This is a genomic window from Streptomyces griseoloalbus, from assembly GCA_014650015.1.
Classification (GTDB): domain Bacteria; phylum Actinomycetota; class Actinomycetes; order Streptomycetales; family Streptomycetaceae; genus Streptomyces; species Streptomyces griseoloalbus.
This window is the reverse complement of record BMUD01000012.1, coordinates 113,019-135,563: the sequence shown is the minus strand read 5'-3', so window position 1 is coordinate 135,563 and position 22,545 is coordinate 113,019. Positions and strand designations below refer to the sequence as shown.

Here is a 22,545-nt window from a genome sequence, read left to right as displayed (position 1 = left end):
CGCTCCCTTCCGGGGCGGCCTGCGGCACGTCCCCTTCCGGAGCCGACCACCATGACGCCACGCCCCGCCGTCTCCGCCCACCGGGGCGGCTCCGAGCGCGCCGCCCCGGCGACCTGGGAGGCGTACGAGGACGCGCTCGCGTCCGGCGCGGAGTACGTCGAGATCGACGTCCGGCGCACCGCGGACGGGGTCTTCGTCGTCCACCACGACCCCCGGGTACGGCACACCGGCCCGCTGCTGTCCACGCTCACCCACGCCGAACTGAACGAGCGTGCCGGACACCCCGTGCCCGTCGTGGAGGACGTCATGGAGCTGGTCGCCGGGAAGCTCGTCGGGCACCTGGACCTGAAGGAGACCGGCCACGAGCGGGAGCTGATCGACCGCGCGATCGCCCTGCTCGGCGAGGACGGATTCGTCGCCACCACCCTGGAGGACCGGTCCGTCGCCGCCATCACCGCGGCCCACCCGCGTGTACGCACCGCGCTGTCCCTCGGCCGCGACGGCAAGGACATCGGCCGGCGCCGCCTGGTGCCGACGAGGCTCAGCGAACTGCTGCCCATGCGCCGGGTCCGCGCCTGCGGGGCCCACGGGGTCGCCGTGCACCAGCGTCTGGCCCGCGCCACCGTGCTGCGCGAGGCGGCCCGTAACAGACTGTTCACCATGGTGTGGACGGTCAACGAGGACGCGGCGCTGCGCGGCTTCCTCGGCGACCCGCGCGTGGACGTGCTGATCACCGACCGCCCCCGCCGCGCCGTGGAACTGCGCGACCACACGGACGTGCGGCCCTCCCGTTGACAACCACCCACTCAACCTATTGACAACAGGGCGCTCAAGTTTTGTGCTGGAACTCCGGAGAGGTGCCCTGACGGAAGGGGACAGCGATGGGACGTGCCGTCGGAATCGACCTGGGAACCACGAACTCGGTGGTGGCCGTGCTGGAGGGCGGTGAGCCCACCGTCATCGCCAACGCGGAGGGCGCGCGGACCACCCCCTCCGTCGTCGCGTTCGCCAAGAACGGCGAGGTGCTGGTCGGCGAGGTCGCCAAACGGCAGGCCGTGACGAACGTCGAGCGCACCGCCCGCTCGGTCAAGCGGTACATGGGCGACGCCCACTGGCGCTTCCCCGACGAGGGCTCCGTCGACGGCACCCGCTACCGGGCGCAGGAACTGTCCGCCCGGGTGCTGCAGAAGCTGCGGCGGGACGCCGAGTCCTACCTCGGTGAGGACGTCACCGACGCGGTCATCACCGTACCGGCGTACTTCGACGACACCCAGCGGCAGGCCACCAAGGAGGCCGGGGAGGTCGCCGGCCTGAACGTCCTGCGCATCATCAACGAGCCCACGGCGGCGGCCCTGGCGTACGGCCTGGACAAGGAGAACGACCAGACCGTCCTCGTCTTCGACCTGGGCGGCGGCACCTTCGACGTGTCGCTGCTCGACATCGGCGAGGGCGTCATCGAGGTGAAGGCCACCAACGGCGACACCCACCTCGGCGGCGACGACTGGGACCAGCGCGTCGTCGAGTACCTCGCCAAACGCTTCAAGGGCCGCAACGGCATCGACCTGGCACAGGACAAGATGGCGGTGCAGCGGCTGCGGGAGGCCGCCGAGAAGGCGAAGATCGAGCTGTCCTCCTCGTCGGAGACCACCATCAACCTGCCCTACATCACCGCCTCCGCCGAAGGCCCCCTGCACCTCGACGAGAAGCTGACCCGCGCCCAGTTCCAGGAGCTCACCGAGGATCTGCTGGAGCGCTGCAAGAAGCCCTTCCACCAGGCCGTCAAGGACGCCGGTGTGAAGCTCTCCGCGATCGACCACGTCATCCTCGTCGGCGGCTCCACCAGGATGCCCGCCGTGACCGACCTGGTCCGCGAACTCACCGGCAAGGACCCGCACAAGGGCGTCAACCCCGACGAGGTCGTGGCCGTCGGCGCGGCCCTCCAGGCGGGCGTCATCCGCGGCGACGTCAAGGACGTGCTGCTCCTCGACGTCACCCCGCTGTCCCTGGGCATCGAGACCAAGGGCGGCATCATGACCAAGCTGATCGAGCGCAACACCACGATCCCCACCCGGCGTTCGGAGATCTTCACCACCGCCACCGACAACCAGCCCTCGGTCGGCATCCAGGTCTACCAGGGCGAACGCGAGATCGCCGCCTACAACAAGAAGCTCGGCGTCTTCGACCTGACCGGCCTGCCCCCGGCCCCGCGCGGCGTCCCGCAGATCGAGGTGGCCTTCGACATCGACGCCAACGGCATCATGCACGTCTCCGCGAAGGACCTCGCCACCGGCCGCGAGCAGAAGATGACCGTCACCGGCGGCTCGGCGCTCCCCAAGGACGACATCGACCGCATGATGCGCGAGGCCGAGCAGTACGCCGAGGACGACCGCAGGCGCCGGGAGACCGCCGAGACCCGCAACCAGGCCGAACAACTGGTCTACCAGACCGAGCGGTTCCTGCGGGACAACAGCGACCGGGTGCCCGACGACACCAGGTCCGAGGTCGAGTCGGCCGTCACGGAACTGAAGCAGCTGCTGGAGCGGGAGTCCTCCGACACGGCCGCGCTGCGCGCCGGCGTCGACAAACTCGCCTCGGTCAGCCAGAGGATGGGCCAGGCGATGTACGCGCAGGCCTCGCAGACCCCCACCGAGGACGCCGGACAGCACACCTCGCCGCAGGACGAGGAGGGCGTCGTCGACGCGGAGATCGTCGACGACGACAAGGACACCGGCACCGGGGACCGCAAGGACGGCGCCGCCTGACCGGCCGCCCCGACCCCCAGCCCCCGCAACTCCCGGAGTTCACGGCTCGCGGGCGACCGACTCCGCCTCGACGCCCTGCGCCACCTGGTGCGGATGGGGCTCCGTCGGGACGCCCGTGCCGATGTCCGGGAACGGGCGTGTCCCCGCCTCGGCGCCGGTGCGCACGGCCCGGTGCGTGGACCGCCGGCCGGCCCGCGTCCCGCGCAGCACCGTGGCGTCCGCCGCGAGGATCCCGCGCGCCGGTTCCTCGCCCACCGGGTGGCTGTCCCTGCCGCCGAGCCGCCGGTCGTGGACCCGCGCGGGACGCGGCCGGCCGGTGTCGACGGCGGTGGGCGCGGTGTCGGATCCGGTCATGGGCAGTCCTCGCCTCGTGGGTGCGAAGGGCTCGCCGGCGCTGTCCGCCCGGTCAGTAGTGCTCCCGGTACTCCCGCAGCAGCTTCTGCGTGCGCTGCGCCGAGGCCGCCCGCGCCGTCATGTGGTCCAGGACCTCCAGATGCGCCGAGACCTCCGTGCGGGAGTCCAGGTACAGGGCACCGGTCAGATACTCGGTGAACACCATGTCCGGCAGCTCCGGCTCGGCGAACCGGAACAGCGAGAACGGCGCGTACGTCCCCGGGTGCGGCCCGTCCGCGAACTCGGCGATCTGGAGCGTGATCCGGTCCCGCGCGGACCATTCGAGCAGCTTGTCGAGCTGGTCGCGCATCACCCGGCCGTCGAGGCTCACCGGACGCCGCAGCACGGTCTCCTCCATCAGCACCCACAGGTGCGGCGGATCACGGCGCTCCAGGAGGCGCTGGCGCTCCATGCGCAGCGACACATGCCGCTCGACCACGTCGGGCCCGACGCTCCCGACCGTCCCGGCCTCCAGGACGGCCCGCGCGTACTCCTCGGTCTGCAGCAGCCCCGGCACGAAGTGCGGCTCGTAGGACCGGATGATCCGGGCCGCGCCCTCCAGGCTCACATACAGGCTGAACCAGTCCGGCAGCACGTCGTGGTACCGCTGCCACCAGCCCGGCCGGTTCGCCTCCTCCGCGAGATCGACGAACGCGACGGACTCGCTCTCGGGCACCCCGTACGCGGACAGCAGCAGCTGCACGTACGGGATCTTCAGCGCGACCTCGGCGGTCTCCATCCGCCGTACGGTCGCGGGTGCCACCCGCAGGATCCGGGCAGCCTCCTCCCGCGAGAGGCCCGCGGCCTCCCGAAGCTCCTGCAGCCGCCTTCCCAGGACCACCTGGCCCACGGTGGGTGCGGCCCGCCGCTCACTCACGCCACGCCTCCCCAACGCGCCCGGGCACGCGCTCAGTCTGTCATGTTCCACCGAGACTCTCACGCGCCGCAGGAAACCGTCCCGTCCCGCCGGTCCCCGCCCCATGACCCGGCAGGTGATCGACCGGGCCGCGCCCCCGAGGGATCGTGGACGCACCGGTTCCGGGCCGGCGCACTCCGTCCCGGGACCCGGCCCCGGCCGCCGCGACCCGTCCCGACGCGCCGAACGCTGACGGAGCGTCAGCTCAACCAGGACTGGAGGTACTTGGCCGTCGCCGGATCCGCCGGCAGCAGTGTCTCCACGGCCAGCTCGGCCACGGTCACATCCATCGGCGTGTTGAAGGTCGAGATCGACGAGACGAAGGACAGCCTCCGCCCGTTGTGCTCGATCACCATCGGCAGCGCGAAGTGCACCACCGGTGCGCCGGGTTCCGCCGTGTACCGCTCGTCGGTGTCCGGCACCGGGTACGCGGCGACCTCCTCGTACAGCGCCCGCAGCGGCGCGGAGCGGCGCAGCGCGATGTGCCGCTCCATCTGCTCCAGCAGGTGCCCGCGCCACTCCCGCAGATTCAGGATCCGCGGCGCCAGACCCCGCGGGTGCAGGGTGAGCCGCACCGCGTTCAGCGGCGGCTCCAGCAGGGACTCCGGGACCCCGTCGAACAGCATCATCACCCCCCGGTTGGCGGCCACGACGTCGTACATCGCGTCCACCACCAGCGCCGGGTACGGTTCGAAACCGCCGATGAGCCGCTCGATGCCCTCCCGCAGCGCGTCCAGCGCAGGATCGTCCAGCGGGGTGTGCGGGAACCGGGGCGCGTGACCGGCCGCCAGCAGCAGGGAGTTGCGCTCCCGCACGGGGACGTCCAGGTGCTCGGCCAGCCGCAGCACCATCTCCTCGCTGGGCCGGGAGCGGCCGGTCTCGATGAAGCTGATGTGCCGTGCGGAGGAGCCGGCGCGCAGGGCCAGCTCCAGCTGGCTGACCCGCCGCTGTTCCCGCCAGGCCCGCAGCAGCGGGCCCACGCCGTCGGCGGTGGAAGCGGTACCGGATGGGGCAGTGGTCATGCCGGGACCGTAGTCGAGAAACGGCCGTTCCGGGGAGCCGCACGCTGCTGACCAGGGCCTCGGGGCCGCTGCTGTGGCAGCCTGGGAGGCGAGCCCCGTACGGGGTGCCGACGAGGACCGAACCGGCGAAGGAGCACAGCCCATGCCCGTCGAACCGCTGTCGCAGAAGGAGATCGAGGACCGGCTGGCCGAGCTGCCGGGCTGGTCGCTCGACGGGGACCGCCTCACCCGCTCCTACCGGCTCGGCTCGCACGTCGCGGCGACGGCGATGGTCGTCCACATCGCCCAGGTGCAGGAGGAACTCGACCACCACTCCGACCTCACCCTCGGCTACGACACGGTGTCCCTGTCCGTGCACACCCACAGCGCGGGTGGCGCCGTCACCGAGAAGGACATCGAGCTCGCCCGCAGGGTGGAGGACCTGGCAGCCGGACACGGTGCACACTGAGGCGCGTGCTGGACTACGACGAGGAAGCCGAACAGTACGACGCCTTACGCGGCGGTGAACCCCGGGCGGCGGCCGCCGCCGACGCCGTGCTGAGCCTCGTACCGGGACGGGCGCGGGATCTGCTGGACGCGGCCTGCGGCACGGGCATCGTGACCCGGCGGTTCGCCGCCGCCCGCGCGGGTCTGCGCGTGACGGGTGTCGACCTCGCCGCGTCGATGACCCGGATGGCCGCCGCCCGCCTGCCGGGCGCCGTGGTCCGCGCCGACAGCCGTCGGCTGCCCTTCGCGGACGCCCGGTTCGACGCCGTCGTCAGCGTGTGGCTGCTGCACCTCATGCCCGGCCCCGAGGACGTACGCGCGGTGATCGGCGAGTGCGCCCGCGTACTGCGGCCCGGCGGGGTCTATGTCACCACCGTCCACAAGGGCGCCTCCCACAACGTCGGCAGCGACATCGACGCGATCCTCGCGGCCCGTCCGCCCAGCCCGGTGCCCGACGCCCCCGACGAGGTCGAGGCCCTGGCCGCCGGACACGGCCTGGTCCCCGCCGGAGGGGCCCGCTTCCGGGGGCACGGACAGGGCCGCAGCCCCCGTCGCACCATCGCGGACCTGCGACGCGGCTGGTTCGTCACCCTGCCCCCCGGCGACCCCCTCGCGGACCGCTTCGCCGCCCGGCTGGCCGAGCTCCCCGACCAGGACCGGCCCCGCCCGGACCCCGCGTTCAGCCTCCGTGCCTACCGGAAGCCGCCGCACGGCAACCCGCGGGGCCCCGGCGGCGACTGAGAGGCGGAACCCGTCCGTCCTCCCAGGAGGTCCGTCCCGTGAAACATCCCCACCGGCACGGCAGACGCCGTGTCCTGCTGCCCGCGGCACTCGCCGTGGCGGCGCTGGCCGGCGCCGGCCCGACCGCGCTGTCGCCGTCGTCCGCCGAGGCCGCCACCGCCCGCCAGGTCGAGGCCCTCGACCGGGGCGTGGTCAGCGTCCACAACGGCAGCGGCAACCTGGTCGGCTGGCGCTGGCTCGGCACCGACCCGGACGACGTCGCCTTCAACGTCTACCGGGCCGGCACCAAGGTCAACTCCACTCCCGTCACCGGCTCCACCACCTACTTCCACTCCGGCGCGCCCTCCCACGCCGACTACACCGTCCGCGCGGTCGTGAACGGCGTCGAGCAGGGCGACTCCGTCCACGCGATCCAGTTCCGCGCCGGCTACAAGGACGTACCACTCTCCCCGCCGTCCGGCGGCACCACCCCCGACGGCGTCTCCTACACCTACGAGGCCAACGACGCCTCCGTCGGCGACCTCGACGGCGACGGCGCCCTCGACATCGTCCTCAAGTGGCAGCCCACCAACGCCAAGGACAACTCCCAGTCCGGGTACACCGGCAACACGATCGTCGACGGCATCAAGCTCGACGGCACCCGGCTGTGGCGCATCGACCTGGGCCGCAACATCCGCTCCGGCGCCCACTACACGCAGTTCCAGGTGTACGACTACGACGGCGACGGCGAGGCCGAGGTCGCCATGAAGACCGCCGACGGCACGAAGGACGGCACCGGCGCGGTCATCGGCAGCTCCTCGGCCGACCACCGCAACTCCAGCGGGTACGTACTCGCCGGCCCCGAGTACCTGACGATGTTCAACGGCCGGACCGGCAAAGCGATGGGCAGCGTCGACTACGTCCCGGCCCGCGGCACCGTCTCCTCCTGGGGCGACTCCTACGGCAACCGCGTCGACCGCTTCCTCGCCGGCACCGCGTACCTGGACGGCGCCCGCCCCTCCCTGATCATGGCCCGCGGTTACTACACCCGCACCGTCATCGCGGCCTGGGACTGGCGGGGCGGCGCCTTCACCCGCCGCTGGACCTTCGACACCAACTCCTCCACCAACAGCGGCAAGGGCTACGACGGTCAGGGCTCCCACAGTCTGTCCGTCGGGGACGTCGACAACGACGGCCGGGACGAGATCGTCTACGGCTCGATGGCCGTCGACGACAACGGCAACGGCCTGTGGACCGCCAGGACCGGCCACGGCGACGCCCAGCACCTCGGCGACCTCGACCCGTCGACCTCCGGCCTGGAGTACTACAAGGTCTCCGAGTCCACCAGCCAGCCCGCCGCGCTGTACATCAACCCCGCGAACGGCACGGTCCGCTGGAAGCTCTCCGCCTGCTGCGACAACGGACGCGGAGTCGCGGCGGACATCTGGCCGGGCAACTCCGGACCCGAGATGTGGTCCTCCTCCGACAGCTCCGTCCGCGACGAGGGCGGCGGCACCAAGGGACGCAAGCCGTCCTCCGCCAACTTCCTCGCCTGGTGGGACGGCGACCCGGTCCGCGAACTCCTCGACGGCACCCACATCGACAAGTACGGCACCTCCTCCGACACCCGCCTGCTGACCGGCTCGGGCGTGGCCTCGAACAACGGCACGAAGTCCACGCCCGTGCTGTCCGGCGACATCCTCGGCGACTGGCGCGAGGAGGTCGTCTGGCGCACCGGCGACAACACGGCGCTGCGCATCTACTCCACCCCGCACGACACGGACCGCAGAATCACCACGCTCCTCCACGACACCCTGTACCGCACGGCCCTGTCCTGGCAGAACACCGCCTACAACCAGCCCCCGCACACCGGCTTCTTCCTCGGCGACGGCATGCCGACGCCGACGAGACCCGCGGTGTTCACTCCCTGAGCGTCCCGGCCGAGGGAGCCCGGTGCCGCGTCGGACCGTGGCCGACTACCGCGGGACCGTGTCCTGACAGCTCTCCGAAACCCCCACCACGCCGAAGACCACCGGGTCATCGGTGAGCTGCTGGTACGGCCCCGGTCGGGAGGTGCAGATCTTCCACGCGGCGGGGTCGTCCACTGGACGGCCCCGTCCGCTCGCGTCCTCGAAGACCATGTCGATGCCGGAGCCCATCTGCTCCTGCGCGCGTCCGGCGTTGCCGCCGATGACATCGGGCATGCCGGCGGTGACCGGCTGAGCGGCCGACGAACGGCGCGGCTCGGCGGCGGCCGCGCCGGTCGTGGTGTCGGCCGGGGCCGCCGGCACGGACGAAGCGCCGCAGGCGGTGACGGAGGCCAGGAGCGTGGCGGCGAGGGCGGGTCGCAGAAGCTTGATGACGGTCGTCCTTCCCAGCGTGGTGGTGGTCCGGACGTGATCGTAGTTCGCGCACCGATGGCCCGGGTCCGTCAGGCCTCCGGCCGCAGGCCTGGGCGCAGCACCGTGCGGAGTCTCTCGAACGCGGTGGGGAGTGGCCGTTGCGGCAGGAAGGCGCTGATCCGGCGGGCGCAGTCCGTGGCACTGGCCGTGGTCGTGTCGCATGCGATGTCGTACAGGCCGTGCGCGTGGACCTGCTCGAACTGCCGGGCCGCCAGCCCTGCCGGGCGGTCGCCGCGCGCCTGTTCGCGCCGTTGCAGTTCCTCCAGCGAGCAGCGCACGCCGACCAGGACGACATCCCGCGCGGGGAACAGCTCGAGGCAGTCCAGCAGGCGCCACTCCTCGCTCAGTACGTGATCGACCACCACGTTGTTTCCCGCCGCCGCCATACCGGCGACCGCCCGGTGGAACCCCTTCCAGGTGCGGTGCAGCACGTCGGGCAGTTCGTCCGCGGCGATCTCCCGGCGTGACCGCATCGCGTGGAAGGAGTCCACGGGCATGTGGAAGTGCGGGTCGTCCAGGACGCGCAGGAGTTCCCGCGCGATGCTGGACTTTCCCGAACTGGACGTGCCGTTCAGGAAGATGATGCGCCCGTGCATCGGGTCTCCTTCGCTGTCGCCGGTGGAGTCCGGGCATCATTCTCCACCGGCGATGTTCAGCGCACCGCGCAGGTCTGCCCACCCAGCTCGAAGGCCGTCGGTGCGGTGTTCGCCGCCGACCTGCTCGCCGTGAAGCCGAAGGCGGCCGACGAGCCTGCCGCCACCGTGCCGTTCCAGCCGGTGTCGCGTACCGTCACCGCCGGTCCCGACTGGGTGTGGGACGCGTTCCAGAGCTGCGAGATCTTCTGGCCGTCGGTGAAGGACCAGTTCAGGGACCAGCCGTTCCAGGTGGTCGATCCCGTGTTGGTCAGCCGCACGTCGGCCTGGAAGCCGTCGGACCACTGGTTGGTGATCTTGTACGTCACCTCGCAGGCGCCGGACGGGTCCGGGTCCGGGTCCGGGCCGGGGCCCGTGTCGTCCCCGGTGTCGCCGTAGACGATGCCGCGGCCGTTGGTCGCCACGTAGACGCGGCCGTAGACCCGCGGGTCACCGGTGATCGCCGCGCCGGTCCAGCCCCACTGGTGGGCGTCGTCGTTGACGCGGGTCCAGGTCGTGCCCTTGTCCGTGGAACGGAAGATGCCCCGTACGCCGTCGATCTTCGCGCTGGTGAAGAGGGTCTGGTACGAGGCGCCGGGTGCCGCCTTGCCGAAGCCGACGGCGTCGGCCTCGTCGACGTTCGTCAGTTTCGTGAACGTCGCTCCGGCGTCCGTGGAGTGCCACAGGCCGTACGCCCCGTCGCTCGCACCGCCGGCCAGCCAGACGTCGCCCTTCGCACCCGGCAGCGCCTTGAAGCGCACGCTGTCACCGCTGGGCAGGCCGGTCGCGGACGAGGCCGAGAAGGTCGCCCCGCCGTCCTTACTGACGTAGAACCTGCCGGACTTGAAGCCGTAGAACGTCTTCGGGTCCACCCGGTCGGACTCGACGATCGCCCCCGCCGGGATGCCGCTCGACGCGGACCAGGACGTGCCGAACCCGGTCGCGTGGTGCACGCCGGCACCCTGCGGGCTCCACACGAACCGGCTGCCGTCGGCCGCCGCCGCGACCGTGCCGCCCCCGCTGACGCCCGAAGGGTCCGTGCCCGCGAACCAGTTGGCGCCGTTGTCCGTCGAGAACGCGATGTGCGGACCGGAGTCCAGGTTGCCCGCCCGCACCACCGTGTCCGGGTTCGACTCGGCGAAGTCCAGGCTCGTCGTCGAGGTGAAGTTGGGCTGGGTGAACATCATCGACGGCACCTTGGTGAGATCCGTGTGCCGGAAGCCGCCGATGTCACCGAGCGCGCTCAGCAGCGGCGCGCCCGACGGGGGAGAGGCGAGGTCGTTGACGGCCGTCTCCTCCAGGCCCCGCACCATGGGCGTGATGGTGAACTTCGAGCCGGTGTCCCAGTTCGTGAGGTTCTCGGAGCCGTAGATCGTCGCCCCGGTGCCGTACATCATGCGGTCGGGGTCGAAGGGGTCGATCTCCAGCGCCTCGGTCATCCAGCCCAGCTTCGGGGTCTGTTCGGGCGGGGAGGGGTTGGCGCCCCAGGTCAGCCACGGCACGGACGACACGTCCATGGTGTAGCGGTTCTCGCGGTTCGGGTACGACGTGTAGTCCCACGCCTTCGTCCAGGTCGCCCCGCTGTCCCCGGAGCGGAAGATCTGGGTGTCCGGCCACCAGGAGCTGTACGCCGTCGCCATCACCGTGCCCGGGTTCTGCCGGTCCACGGTCAGTCCGCTGAAGCCGTAGGACGTGTCGGCCTCGGCGACCGGACTGATGTCCGTCCAGGTGCCGGTCGCCGTCGCGTACCGGTACAGGCGGCCCTTGCCTCCGTCGTAGGGGCCGCCGGTGTCGCTGTACGCGAGGTACAGATAGCCGTTCTCCGCGTCCAGCACCCCCTTGTGGGCCAGGTATCCCGTCGGCTGCCCGGCCAGCCGCTGCCAGGTCGCGCCCGCGTCCGTCGACCGGTACACGGCGTTCTCCTTGTCGGCGACACCGACGTAGACCGTCTTCGTCGCCGTCCCCGCGCTGCCCGTCGACTCGTCGAAGGTGACCCAGACGATGCCCTGGTTGTCGGACGCGTAGCCGGAGGTGTCGCTCGGATCCTGCGCGTAGTCCCCGACGTTGGGGAAGTTCGTCACCTGCGACCAGCTCGCGCCCGAGTCGGTCGACCGCCACAGCCCCTTCCCGCTGGGCGCGCCCAGGTACAGCACGCTGTTGCGGTTCGGGTCGACGGCCAGGCGTTCGCCCATGCCCCGGCCCGGCATGTTCCCGCCCAGCTTGAACGGCAGCGCGGCCTTCTGCCAGCTCGCGCCCCGGTCGGCGGAGCGCAGCACCGCGCCGTTCCCGGGATCCCAGTCGTTGGTGTACGTGCCGACCGCCGCGTACACCCGGTCGGGGTCGACGGAGTCGGAGGCGAGGCTCACCACGCCGGTGTGTCCCCAGTCGTCCCAGCCGACCGAGTCCAGCAGCGGGGTCCAGGTCTTGGTGGACTCCTGCCAGCGGTAGGCGCCGCCGATGTCCGTGCGGGCGTAGGCCAGGTCCTTCTCGCCGCGGTTGAAGACGATGCCGGGCACGAAGCCGCCGCCGTCGACGCGCGCGTTCTTCCAGGTGTAGGTGTCGGCGGCCAGGGTCGTGGCCGGTTCCGGGGGGCCTGCGGCCAGGGCGGGCGGGCCGCCCGCGAGCAGACCGGCCGCCAGCGCGAGCACGGTCGTCAGGATGCGGGTTCTTCGCACGGTGCGTTCCTTCCTCAGGGGGAGGGGCAGTGGGGAGCGTGCGAGGGCCGGGCGGCCTCCCGTGTGCGGGGTCCCGTCGTCCGCCTCCCGCCATGAGGCGGACGGGAGGCGGACGACGGGGCCCGGGGAGGCCGCCCGGCCGGGTGGCCCCGGCGTCAGGTGCCGGGGCCGGTACGCGGAGCGTCGGCGGGGGCTATTCGAGAAGCTCCGCGTACGAGCCCATGGCCAGGGCGATGTCGGCCTGGGCCCAGAACCGGTGGTACGTGAAGGTCGGCGCGGCGCCGCCCTCGAGGTAGCTTTCGATCTTCGACCAGGCCGGGTCGTCCTGGTAGAAGGACCGGATCGACTGGAAGGTCGACGACGAGTTGATCGTGTCGCCGTTGGGCATGGTGCCGGTCCAGCCGCTCGGGACGTGGATCGGGTCGTCGAAGCGGTTGTAGTCGGCGCGGGTCTCCGGGACGGCGATACCGAGTGCGTCCTGGTTGTTGGCCCACATGCCGTCGAGCAGCGCCTTCGCCGTGGACGCCGCCTCCGTGTCACCGGAGCGGTCGGCGTAGTACGTCAGCGTCTTGGCGTAGGCCGCGGCCACACCGACGTCGTTGGTGTAGTCGGCGACGGTGACGTGCAGTCCGCTGTTGGCGCCGGGCGACGACGGGTTCCAGGTGTCCGGCTTGCCCGACCACTGCAGTGTCGACGGGATCCGGAAGGAGCCGTCGGGGTTGATCGTGGTCTCCGACAGCGCCCAGTCGACCCACTTGTCGAGGACGACCTTGGCGTCGGCGTCACCCGTCTGCTGGTAGTACTCGGCGACCCGCTCCATGGACCACGCCTGGAAGCCGAACCACTGGTTGGACGGCGGGTCGTGGTACACCGGCTTCTCGTCGTAGTGCATGCCGTAGAACGTCGGCGTCCCGGACGGCGGTGTCGTGTACCGGCCCGCCCAGCTGTTGGTCGCGCCGCCCGCGATGCCGCCCTCGTCGGACTGCAGCCAGCGGTAGAACTCCAGCTGCCGGTCGAGGGACTTGGCCCAGTCCGCCGCACCCGTGGCCGACTTGGGCTTCAGGTCCGCGTAGGAGCTGAGGGCGTGGGCCGCCAGGGGGTTCTGGTAGCCGCCGTGGGCGTGGCTGGAACCGATGCGCCAGGCCCAGCCCGCCGAGGTGTCGGTGGCACCGCCCCAGGCGTAGTACCAGGACAGCAGGTAGTGCGAGGCGTCCTTGCCGGTGCCGGCCGGGCAGGAGGGGCTGGTGCAGTTGCCGATCTTCTTGAAGTACTTGTCGAACATGGCGTAGCGCAGGTAGTCGCCCATCTTCGCGGCCTTGGCGACGGTCGCGGAGACCGCGGAGCCCTTGCCCTGCTCGTCGGCCCACTTGTCCGCCCAGTACGCGGCCTGCACGGCGCGCGCGTCGGCGTCCGGGGCGTTGGTGAACTTCCACTGCTTGGCGTACGAGGCGTCCTTGGTGAACAGGTCCAGGTAGCCGTTGGTGCCGCCGTACTTGAAGGCGTCGCAGGTCGGCTGCGGCACGGTCTCCCACACCGACTCCTGCGGGCCGCGCTGGAAGGTGTTGATGTACGACGGTCCGGTGTCCGACGGACCCGCCTCGCACTTGCCGGGCGAGTTGCCGTAGCCATAGATGTTGTCGACGTCCTGGATCCAGTGCATGCCGTAGACGTCGTCCGTGCCGTAGGCGGACTTCAGCTCGGCTGCGATCGGGTCGGGGCCGACCGAAACGCCCGTGTCGAGTGCGGACGGGTACTGGTTGGGGGTGTCGTACTCGGGCGCGTACGTCGCCGGCTTCGAGGCGTTGTAGAAGGAGTTGGTCGGCTGGTCGGCGTGGGTCGGGATCATGTACTTCTCCATGATCTCCCAGGCCCCGTTGAACTTCGACCAGTCACCGGTCACCTTGCCGTACATCGCCTGGAGCCACAGCAGGTAGCTGTACGCCTCCGAGGTGGTCTCGTGGCCGTGGTCCGGTGCCTCGACGATCAGCGTCTCGACCGAGTGGTACGGGACGCCCTCGGGCGAGAAGTAGCCGTTCGCCGGGTCGGTGATCTTCCCGTACAGCTCCAGGAAGCGCGCGTCGTACGCCTTCGTCGCACCCAGCTGCGTCACCGTGACCGCCGCCTTGGCGTGGCCCGGTGCCGAGGACTCGAAGACGGCCGATCCGGTGCCGGAGGAGTCGGCGGCGATCGTCACCCGCTGCGCGGTGTTCCAGTTCGACGGCGTGAACGTGAGCGAGCCCCCACCGGAGACCGACAGCCCCGCGTTTCCGCTCGCTCGGGTCGTCGTGACGGTCACATTGGCGCTCGGCTGCTTGGACAGCTTCACCTCGAACGTGCCCGACTTGCCCTGCTGGACGCCGAGTTGGGACGGCGTGGCCACCACGGCGGGACCCGAGGCGACCGTGATGCCGACCGGGGTGGAACTGGCGGAGGCGCCCATGCTGTCGTACGCCTTCGCCACCAGCGAATGACTGCCCACGGTCAAACCAGCGACGGAGAGCGTGAAGGGCGCACTGGTGTCCGTGCCCAGCAGCTCGGTGTCGTCGTAGAACTCGACCTTGGAGATCGTGGCGTTGTCGGCCGCCGCGGCGGTCGCCGCGAGCGGGACCGTCGCGCCCTGCGTGTAGACGGCGCCGGCCGCGGGGCTGGTCAGCACGGTGATCGGCGGCTGGTGGGCGCCGGTGCAGGTGGTGCCGTTGATCGCGAAGGACGTGGGGGCGGCGTTGCCGCCGCTGTAGGAGAACTGGGCGCCGGTCGTGACGGCGCCGCCGGCGGCGATCCGGGCGTTGTGCCCGGCGTTCTTCACGGTCACGCTCTTGCCGGACTGCGACCAGCTGCCGTTCCAGCCGTTCACGAGTTTCTGGTTGCCGGCGTAGTCGTACGTCAGGGTCCAGCCGTCGACGGCCTCCGCACCGCGGTTGGTGAGCGTCAGATCCGCGGTGAAGCCGGAGCCCCAGTCGTTGGTGCGGTAGTCGACGCTGCACTGAACAGCCGCCGCCTGAGCTGGGGTCGAGCCCGTCGAGAGCATCGTGAGCGGAAGCGCGAGAGCCGCTGCGGCGGCCGTCCATAACCGCCGGACGCCTCTGCGTCTCCTGGGTGGGGGATGCATGGTGCTGGTTCCTCCTGCGACTCGGTGATGTCAAGCCTTGAACCAGTGGGAGCGCTCCCATAGTGAGGACGGCACCCCGAGCGGTCAAGGCTTGTGAAGAATCGAAAAGATTCGACGCCCGGACTTGAGTGAAAGTCAGCAACCCCCCTGTTCTTTGCCGTCACTTGGCGCTAGCTTCAAAAGCACCAGTGGGAGCGGTTCCATCAGTCGACGCGTCCGTCACAGCGCGTCCGACCTGCAAGGAGTCGCTCATGCGCCACCCCCCGCGTTCAGTACTTTTAGCCATCCCCGCGTACCTGTGGATCACCTGACGCGGGGTCTGCGCACTTCGTGGGACCCCGCGTCGCTCCGCGCTGCCCGGAAACACCCGGGCCCGCACGGACGGCCCGTCCTCAACCGGGCCGCGACGGCACTCCCACCCCGTAAGGCACAGGGCCGCGCGCACATGCGCATGCCCTGGAAGGACAGCCCCCTACGGATAGGAAACCCGCACTCATGAGTCGCACCAGAACCGCGCTCCTCGCCGCCATGGCGCTGGTCGCCGGCGCCTCCGGGACGGCGTTCGCCGTCGTCCCCGGCGACGCCGGCGCGGCCGCCGTTCCCTGCACCGTGGACTACCAGGTGCAGAACCAGTGGGACACCGGCTTCACCGCGTCCGTGAAGGTCACCAACAACAGCGCCGCCAAGTCCTCCTGGTCGCTGAAGTGGTCCTACGCCGGCAACCAGAAGGTCACCAGCGGCTGGAACGCCAAGGTCACCCAGTCCGGCGCGAACGTCACCGCCGCCAACGAGTCGTACAACGGCACGCTGTCCACCGGGGGTTCGGCCACCTTCGGCCTCCAGGGCACCTACAGCGGCAGCAACGCGGTCCCCGCCGCCTTCACCCTCGACGGGGTGACCTGCAACGTCGACTCCGGCGGACCCACCGACCCGCCGGACCCGACCGACCCGCCCGCGCCGGGTGACCGGGTGGACAACCCCTACAGCGGCGCCAAGGTGTACGTGAACCCCGAGTGGTCCGCCAAGGCCGCCGCGGAGCCGGGCGGCAGCCGCATCGCCAACCAGCCCACTGGCGTCTGGCTGGACCGCACCGCCGCCATCAACGGTGTCAACGGCGGCATGGGTCTGCGCGACCACCTCGACGAGGCGCTGAGGCAGAAGGGCTCCGGCGAACTCGTCGTCCAGCTCGTCATCTACAACCTGCCCGGCCGCGACTGCGCCGCCCTCGCCTCCAACGGCGAACTCGGCCCGACGGAGATCGACAAGTACAAGACGCAGTACATCGACCCGATCAAGGCCATTCTCGCCGACTCGAAGTACGCCTCGCTGCGGATCGTCACCACGGTCGAGATCGACTCGCTGCCCAACCTGGTCACCAACGTCTCGCCGCGACCCACCGCCACGCCCAACTGCGACGTGATGAAGGCCAACGGCAACTACGTCAAGGGCGTCGGCTACGCCCTGAACAAGCTCGGCGACGTGCCCAACGTCTACAACTACGTGGACGCGGGCCACCACGGCTGGCTGGGCTGGGACGACAACTTCGGGGCCTCCGCGGAGACGTTCAAGCAGGCCGCGACCGCCGAGGGCGCGACCGTGGCCGACGTGCACGGCTTCATCGCCAACACCGCCAACTACAGCGCGCTGAAGGAGGACCACTTCTCCGTCGACCAGACCGTGGCCGGCAAGTCGGTGCGCGAGTCCAAGTGGGTCAGCTGGAACCGTTACGTCGACGAGTTGTCGTACGCCCAGGCCCTGCGAGGGAAGCTGGTCTCGCTCGGCTTCGATTCGAAGATCGGCATGCTGATCGACACCTCCCGCAACGGCTGGGGCGGGGCGAACCGGCCCACCGGACCCGGCGCCACGACCAGTGTGGACACCTACGTCGACGGCGGACGCTACGACCGCCGGTTCAACACGGGCAACTGGTGCAACCAGAAGGGCGCGGGTCTCGGGGAGCGGCCGCAGGCCTCGCCGGAGGCCGGGATCGACGCCTACGTGTGGATGAAGCCCCCGGGCGAGTCCGACGGGTCGAGCAAGGCCATCGACAACGACGAGGGCAAGGGCTTCGACCGGATGTGCGACCCGACGTACACGGGCAACCCGCGGAACGACAACAACATGTCGGGCGCCCTGGCGGACGCCCCGGTCTCCGGACACTGGTTCTCCGCCCAGTTCCAGGAGCTCATGAAGAACGCCTACCCGCCGCTGTCGTGACGGGCTGACCACTGTTCCGCCGGGGCCGGGCCGGCCAGGTCCGGGCCCGGCGGAACGCGCACGTCTCTCCCTCGGGTTTGCGGAAGCGGCAACACAGGTTGCTCCTTTCCGGTGCGTCGTCGCACCCTGACGGCATCCGAGCGGAGAGGCTGACCACCATGGCGCACCACCAGCACGAGCACGAGCACCGGCACGGCCACGACCACGGCGACATCGACTGGGCCGAGATGGCCCCCCTGCTCGAAGCGCAGGCCGAACTGTTCACACCGCTGTACGAGCGGGCCCTGGCCTGGCTGGCGAAGGAGGTGACGGACCCGGGGCTGGTCGTGGACGCGGGCAGCGGCCCCGGCGTCATCTCGTGTCTGTTCGCCGAGACCTTCCCGGGCGCGCGGGTCGTGGCCGTCGACGGTTCCGAACCGCTGCTGGAGCGGGCCCGCGCCCGGGCCGGGCGCCAGGGCGCCGCCGACCGCTTCGGCACCCTCGCCGGTGACCTTCCCCAGGTGCTCGGCGAACTGGACTACCCGGCCGACCTGCTGTGGGCCAGCCGCAGCGTGCACCACCTGGGCGACCAGGGTGCCGCGCTCGCCGCCTGCGCGCAGCGGCTCGCGCCCGGCGGCACGCTCGCGGTGATGGAGGGCGGACTGCCCGCCCGGTTCCTGCCCCGCGACATCGGGTTCGGCCGCCCCGGACTCCAGGCGCGCATCGACGCGGCGGAGGAAGGGCGGTTCAGCCGGATGCGCGAAGAACTGCCGGGCTCGGTGGCACAGGTCGAGGACTGGCCGGCCCTGCTCACCTCGGCCGGCCTGCACCACACCCGCTCGCGCACCTTCCTCCTCGATCTTCCCGCCCCGGCCACGGACCGCGCCCGCGCCTATGTCGTCGCCTCCCTCACCCGCACCCGCGAGGTCGTCGCCGAGGATCTGGACGCCGACGACCGCGCCACCCTGGACCGCCTCCTCGACCCCGCCGACCCGGCGAGCGTGCACCACCGCCCGGACGTGTTCGTGCTGGCGGCCCACACGGTCCACTCGGCGGTGCGGCCCGCGGACTGACCACCGTCACCCGGACGCGCGACGGCCTCCCCGCGATGGGGAGGCCGTCGCGCGGGTCCGCCCTCCGGCTCAGTTGAACTCCGCCGGGTGCGCACCCAGCCGCCGGTCCTCGTTCAGCGCGCTGATCGCCGCGAGGTCCTCGGCGTCCAGGCTGAACCCGAAGACGTCGATGTTCTCCTTGATCCGGGACGGCGTCACCGACTTCGGGATGACGACATTGCCCAGCTGGATGTGCCAGCGCAGCACGATCTGGGCCGGGGTGCGGCCGTGCTTCCGCGCGATCGCCACGATCGCCGGCACCTCCAGCAGGCCCTTGCCCTGGCCCAGCGGCGACCACGCCTCGGTGGTGACGCCCTGCTCCGCGTGGTACTCACGCGCGGCCTGCTGCTGGAGATGCGGGTGCAGCTCGATCTGGTTGACCGCCGGAACGACCGACGTCTCGCTGATCAGCCGCTCCAGGTGCTCGGGCAGGAAGTTGGACACACCGATGGCCCGGATCCGGCCGTCGGCGTGCAGCTTCTCGAACGCCTTGTAGGTGTCGACGTACAGATCCCGCTGCGGGGTCGGCCAGTGGATGAGGTACAGGTCCACGTAGTCCAGGCCGAGCTTCGACAGGGAGGTGTCGAAGGCCCGCAGGGTGGACTCGTACCCGTGGTCGCTGTTCCAGAGCTTGGTGGTGACGAAGAGGTCCTCGCGCGCGATGCCCGAGCGGGCCACGGCCTTGCCGGTGCCCTCCTCGTTGCCGTAAGCCGCCGCGGTGTCGATGCTGCGGTAGCCGGCCTCCAGCGCCGTCGCGACCGCCGTCTCGGCCTCGTCGTCCGGCACCTGCCAGACGCCGAAGCCCAGCTGGGGCATCTCGACGCCATTGTTCAGGATGATCGGGGGGACCTTGCTCACGAGCTCTGATCCTTCGGTTGTGGACAGGTGGTACCCCCATGGTCAACGATCACGGCCCGTGCCGCATTCCTGACCGCCACACTCACGCGTGGTAGAGCGCCTCGACCTCGCGCTCGTACGCCTTCTCGATCGCCTTCCGCTTCAGCTTCAGCGACGGCGTGAGCAGTCCGTGCTCCTCGGTGAACGGCTGCGCCAGGATCCGGAACGTGCGGATCGACTCGGCCTGCGAGACCAGGGTGTTGGCGGCGACCACCGCGCGTCGCACCTCCGTCTCCAGATCCGTGTCGCGCACCAGTTCGGCCGGTGACATCCGTGGCTTGTCGCGCATCGTCAGCCAGTGCTCGACGGCCTCCTGGTCGAGGGTGACCAGGGCGGCGATGTACGGACGGTCGTTGCCGACGACGATGCACTGGTTGACCAGCGGATGGTCCCGCACCCGCTCCTCCAGCACCCCCGGGGAGACGCTCTTGCCGCCCGAGGTCACCAGGATCTCCTTCTTGCGCCCGGTGATGGTCAGATAGCCGTCCTCGTCCAGGGAACCGAGGTCACCGGTGGCCAGCCAGCCCTCGTGCAGGGTCTCGTCGGTGGCCTTGGGGTTGTTGAGGTAGCCCTCGAAGAGGTTGTCGCCGTGCAGCCAGATCTCGCCGTCGTCCGCGATGTGCACGGTCACCCCCGGGATGGGTTGGCCGACGGTGCCGTAGCGGGTGCGCTCGGGCGGGTTGGCGGTGGCCGCCGCCGTCGACTCCGTGAGGCCGTACCCCTCGTAGATGTGGACGCCCGCGCCCGCGAAGAACAGCCCGAGCCGGCGGTCCATCGCCGAACCGCCCGACATGGCGTGCCGGATCCTGCCGCCCATCGCGGCGCGGATCTTGGAGTAGACGAGCTTGTCGAAGAGCTGGTGCTGCATCCGCAGCGCCGCGGACGGGCCGGGCCCGATGCCCCAGGCCCTCGCCTCGGCGGCGTCCGCGTACTTGATGGCCACCTCGACGGCCTTCTCGAACGGCCCCGAGCGTCCCTCCCGCTCCGCCTTGCGCCGCGCCGCGTTGAACACCTTCTCGAAGATGTACGGCACGGCCAGGAAGAACGTCGGCCGGAACGCGGCCAGATCGGGCATCAGCGCCGCCGCGTTCAGCTGCGGCTGGTGGCCGAACTTCACCTTCCCGCGGATCCCGGCGACCTGCACCATCCGCCCGAAGACATGCGCGAGGGGCAGGAACAGCAGCGTCGCCGCCTCGTCGCCCCTGCGGGAGTGGAACACCGGCTCCCAGCGCTCGATGACGGTGTCCGCCTCGAACATGAAGCTGCCGTGCGAGATCACACAGCCCTTGGGGCGGCCGGTGGTGCCCGAGGTGTAGATGATCGTCGCCACCGAGTCGGGGGTGACCGCCTGCCGGTGCCGGTGCACCACCTCGTCGTCCAGATGCGCGCCGGCGTCGTACAGCTCCCGCACCGCGCCCGCGTCGAGCTGCCACAGCCGGCGCATCGCCGGCAGCCGGTCGATGACCGTGGCGATCGTCATCGCGTGGTCCTCGTGCTCCACCACCGCGGCCGTCACCTCGGCGTCGTACAGCATCCAGTAGCACTGCTCGGCGGACGACGTGGGATAGACGGGGACGACCTGCGCGCCGATCGTCCACAGCGCGAAGTCGAACAGCGTCCACTCGTACCGGGTACGGGACATGATCGCGACCCGGTCGCCGAACCGGATCCCGCCCGCGAGCAGGCCCTTGGCGAGGGCGAGCACCTCGTCGCGGAACTCGGCGCTGGTCACGTCGCGCCACCGGCCGGTGTCGTCCTTGCGGCCGAGCGCGATGTGGGAGGGGTCTTCTTCGGCATACCGGAAGACCACGTCGGCCAGACCGCCCACCGGAGGCGCCAACGGCAACGGAGGGTTGGTGAACTCGCGCAATCCCGCTCCCCGCTTCTCAGCGCTCGGACTGGTGCGGGGACGGCGTCGTCCCGCACAGCGCCGTGAAAGCTACCCCACGCGGACGGAGGCCGGGAGGGGGTCGAAAAGCGAGTGCGGCTCTTGTTCGCGCCGGTCGGTGAAGGAAATAAGCGCACACATGGGGAAGCGCCGGACAGAAACCTGACGCTCGAGTAAGTTCCGGTGCCGTAATCTCCACCGAATCTGTACGCCCGCATGACCGCCTCTTGGGGTGGTGACACGGGTCTACTCAGGTCAGCGCGCGGGCGGCCGGAAACGTCACCGTCGCCCGCCGCGGTGCAGCCGGTCGCCGCCCGCGAGGATCGCCGCCGCCAGGGCGTCGGCCGCCCCCCGCGCGGAGGGACGGCGCCGGCCGTGCACCACCACGAAGTCCACTTCGCCCGGCTCCGGCAGTCCCGCCCGCTCCGGCATCCGCACCAGCCCCGGCGGGATCAGCCCGCGCGAGTGCACCATCACCCCGAGCCCGGCACGGGCCGCCGCGAGCAGACCGTTCAGGCTGCCGCTGGTGCACACGATGCGCCACTCCCGGCCCTCCCCCTCCAGCGCCCGCAGGGCGAGGGCCCGGGTGATGCCCGGCGGCGGATAGACGATCAGCGGCACCGGACGGCTGGGGTCCAGCCGCAGCCCCGGCGCGCCGATCCACACCAGCTCGTCGTGCCACACCAGCTCGCCCCGCGGATCCTCCGGCAGCCTCTTGGCGAGCACGAGGTCCAGCCGGCCCGCCGCCAGCTGCTCGTGCAGGGTGCCCGACAGTTCGACCGTCAGCTCCAGGTCGACCTCCGGGTGTTCGTGCCGGAACCGCTCGAGGATCTCCGGGAGCCGCGTCAGCACGAAGTCCTCCGACGCGCCGAACCGCAGCCGGCCGCGCAGCCGGGTGCCGGTGAAGAACTGCGTCGCCTGTTCGTGCACGTCCAGGATGCGCCGCGCGAAGCCGAGCATCGCCTCGCCGTCCTCCGTGAGCTCCACCGAGTGCGTGTCCCGGGTGAACAGCTGCCGTCCGGTGGCCTCCTCCAGCCGCCGCACATGCTGGCTCACGGTCGACTGGCGCAGCCCGAGACGCCGCGCCGCCTGGGTGAAGCTCAGCGTCTGCGCCACCGACAGGAACGTCCGCAGCTGCGTCGGGTCGTACATACCGGAAGGCTACCCCGGTCATCGCGGAACATGATGACAGTGAGAGCGGTATACCGGATTCCCGATCACGGAGGGAGGGAGCAGGATGGCAGGGGGAGCCCTCGTCCCCGAGTTCCGGGGACCCTGGTCCTCGAATACGTGAGCACACCGGGCACCTGAAGCACACCAGCACCTGAGCAAGTG

At 70.9% G+C, this 22,545-nt stretch carries 16 protein-coding genes and 1 pseudogene; 7 read left to right on the top strand and 10 right to left on the bottom strand.

What is annotated here, in order from left to right:
• Positions 1-51 precede the first annotated feature (51 nt).
• Complete coding sequence (locus tag IE178_RS19530) at positions 52-795, top strand: glycerophosphodiester phosphodiesterase family protein (protein WP_184763007.1); 744 nt, start codon at positions 52-54, stop codon at positions 793-795.
• An 86-nt stretch (positions 796-881) separates the two neighbouring features.
• Positions 882-2,762, top strand: a complete 1,881-nt coding sequence (gene dnaK, locus IE178_RS19525; protein ID WP_193513206.1) for a molecular chaperone DnaK — start codon at positions 882-884, stop codon at positions 2,760-2,762.
• Positions 2,763-2,819: 57 nt separating this feature from the next.
• On the opposite strand, the pseudogene IE178_RS19520 reads toward dnaK, so the two are convergent.
• From IE178_RS19520 to IE178_RS19510, 3 genes and pseudogenes are all read right to left on the bottom strand, one after another.
• Positions 2,820-3,116 (bottom strand): annotated as a pseudogene (locus tag IE178_RS19520) (SAM-dependent methyltransferase); the annotation flags it as partial.
• A gap of 52 nt (positions 3,117-3,168) precedes the next feature.
• Complete coding sequence (locus IE178_RS19515) at positions 3,169-4,032, bottom strand: Sco1979 family transcriptional regulator (RefSeq protein WP_193513204.1); 864 nt, start codon at positions 4,030-4,032, stop codon at positions 3,169-3,171.
• A gap of 239 nt (positions 4,033-4,271) precedes the next feature.
• Positions 4,272-5,093, bottom strand: coding sequence for a helix-turn-helix domain-containing protein (locus IE178_RS19510; RefSeq protein WP_184763011.1), 822 nt, complete (start codon positions 5,091-5,093; stop codon positions 4,272-4,274).
• Between the two features lie 142 nt (positions 5,094-5,235).
• On the opposite strand from IE178_RS19510, the gene IE178_RS19505 reads away from it, so the two are divergent.
• The 3 genes from IE178_RS19505 to IE178_RS19495 are packed head-to-tail and all read left to right on the top strand — an operon-like array spanning position 5,236 to position 8,230.
• On the top strand, positions 5,236-5,541 hold the full coding sequence (locus tag IE178_RS19505; RefSeq protein WP_184763012.1) for a 4a-hydroxytetrahydrobiopterin dehydratase: 306 nt from the start codon (positions 5,236-5,238) through the stop codon (positions 5,539-5,541).
• A 5-nt stretch (positions 5,542-5,546) separates the two neighbouring features.
• Positions 5,547-6,320 (top strand): class I SAM-dependent methyltransferase, encoded by a 774-nt coding sequence (locus IE178_RS19500; protein ID WP_193513203.1) that lies wholly within the window; start codon positions 5,547-5,549, stop codon positions 6,318-6,320.
• 38 nt (positions 6,321-6,358) lie between these two features.
• Positions 6,359-8,230, top strand: a complete 1,872-nt coding sequence (locus IE178_RS19495; RefSeq protein ID WP_193513202.1) for a rhamnogalacturonan lyase — start codon at positions 6,359-6,361, stop codon at positions 8,228-8,230.
• 45 nt (positions 8,231-8,275) lie between these two features.
• Here IE178_RS19495 and IE178_RS19490 read toward each other — a convergent pair whose 3' ends face one another.
• The 4 genes from IE178_RS19490 to IE178_RS19475 form a co-directional block, all read right to left on the bottom strand.
• Complete coding sequence (locus tag IE178_RS19490) at positions 8,276-8,590, bottom strand: hypothetical protein (RefSeq protein WP_193513201.1); 315 nt, start codon at positions 8,588-8,590, stop codon at positions 8,276-8,278.
• A 140-nt stretch (positions 8,591-8,730) separates the two neighbouring features.
• Complete coding sequence (locus IE178_RS19485) at positions 8,731-9,297, bottom strand: chloramphenicol phosphotransferase CPT family protein (protein WP_193513200.1); 567 nt, start codon at positions 9,295-9,297, stop codon at positions 8,731-8,733.
• 56 nt (positions 9,298-9,353) lie between these two features.
• Positions 9,354-12,008, bottom strand: a complete 2,655-nt coding sequence (locus tag IE178_RS19480) for a cellulose binding domain-containing protein (RefSeq protein ID WP_193513199.1) — start codon at positions 12,006-12,008, stop codon at positions 9,354-9,356.
• Positions 12,009-12,201: 193 nt separating this feature from the next.
• Entirely contained in the window at positions 12,202-15,117 is a 2,916-nt protein-coding gene (locus IE178_RS19475) for a glycoside hydrolase family 48 protein (RefSeq protein WP_193513198.1), read from the bottom strand.
• 495 nt (positions 15,118-15,612) lie between these two features.
• Here IE178_RS19475 and IE178_RS19470 point away from each other — a divergent pair, with 495 nt between their 5' ends.
• Together IE178_RS19470 and IE178_RS19465 are read left to right on the top strand one after the other, a co-directional pair.
• On the top strand, positions 15,613-17,334 hold the full coding sequence (locus IE178_RS19470; protein ID WP_193513197.1) for a glycoside hydrolase family 6 protein: 1,722 nt from the start codon (positions 15,613-15,615) through the stop codon (positions 17,332-17,334).
• A gap of 158 nt (positions 17,335-17,492) precedes the next feature.
• Positions 17,493-18,386, top strand: coding sequence for a class I SAM-dependent methyltransferase (locus IE178_RS19465; protein WP_193513196.1), 894 nt, complete (start codon positions 17,493-17,495; stop codon positions 18,384-18,386).
• A gap of 69 nt (positions 18,387-18,455) precedes the next feature.
• Here IE178_RS19465 and IE178_RS19460 read toward each other — a convergent pair whose 3' ends face one another.
• From IE178_RS19460 to IE178_RS19450, 3 genes are all read right to left on the bottom strand, one after another.
• Complete coding sequence (locus IE178_RS19460; protein ID WP_184763261.1) at positions 18,456-19,241, bottom strand: aldo/keto reductase; 786 nt, start codon at positions 19,239-19,241, stop codon at positions 18,456-18,458.
• Between the two features lie 124 nt (positions 19,242-19,365).
• Positions 19,366-21,192 (bottom strand): AMP-dependent synthetase/ligase, encoded by a 1,827-nt coding sequence (locus tag IE178_RS19455; protein ID WP_193513195.1) that lies wholly within the window; start codon positions 21,190-21,192, stop codon positions 19,366-19,368.
• 297 nt (positions 21,193-21,489) lie between these two features.
• Entirely contained in the window at positions 21,490-22,362 is an 873-nt protein-coding gene (locus tag IE178_RS19450) for a LysR family transcriptional regulator (protein WP_193513194.1), read from the bottom strand.
• Positions 22,363-22,545 lie beyond the last annotated feature (183 nt).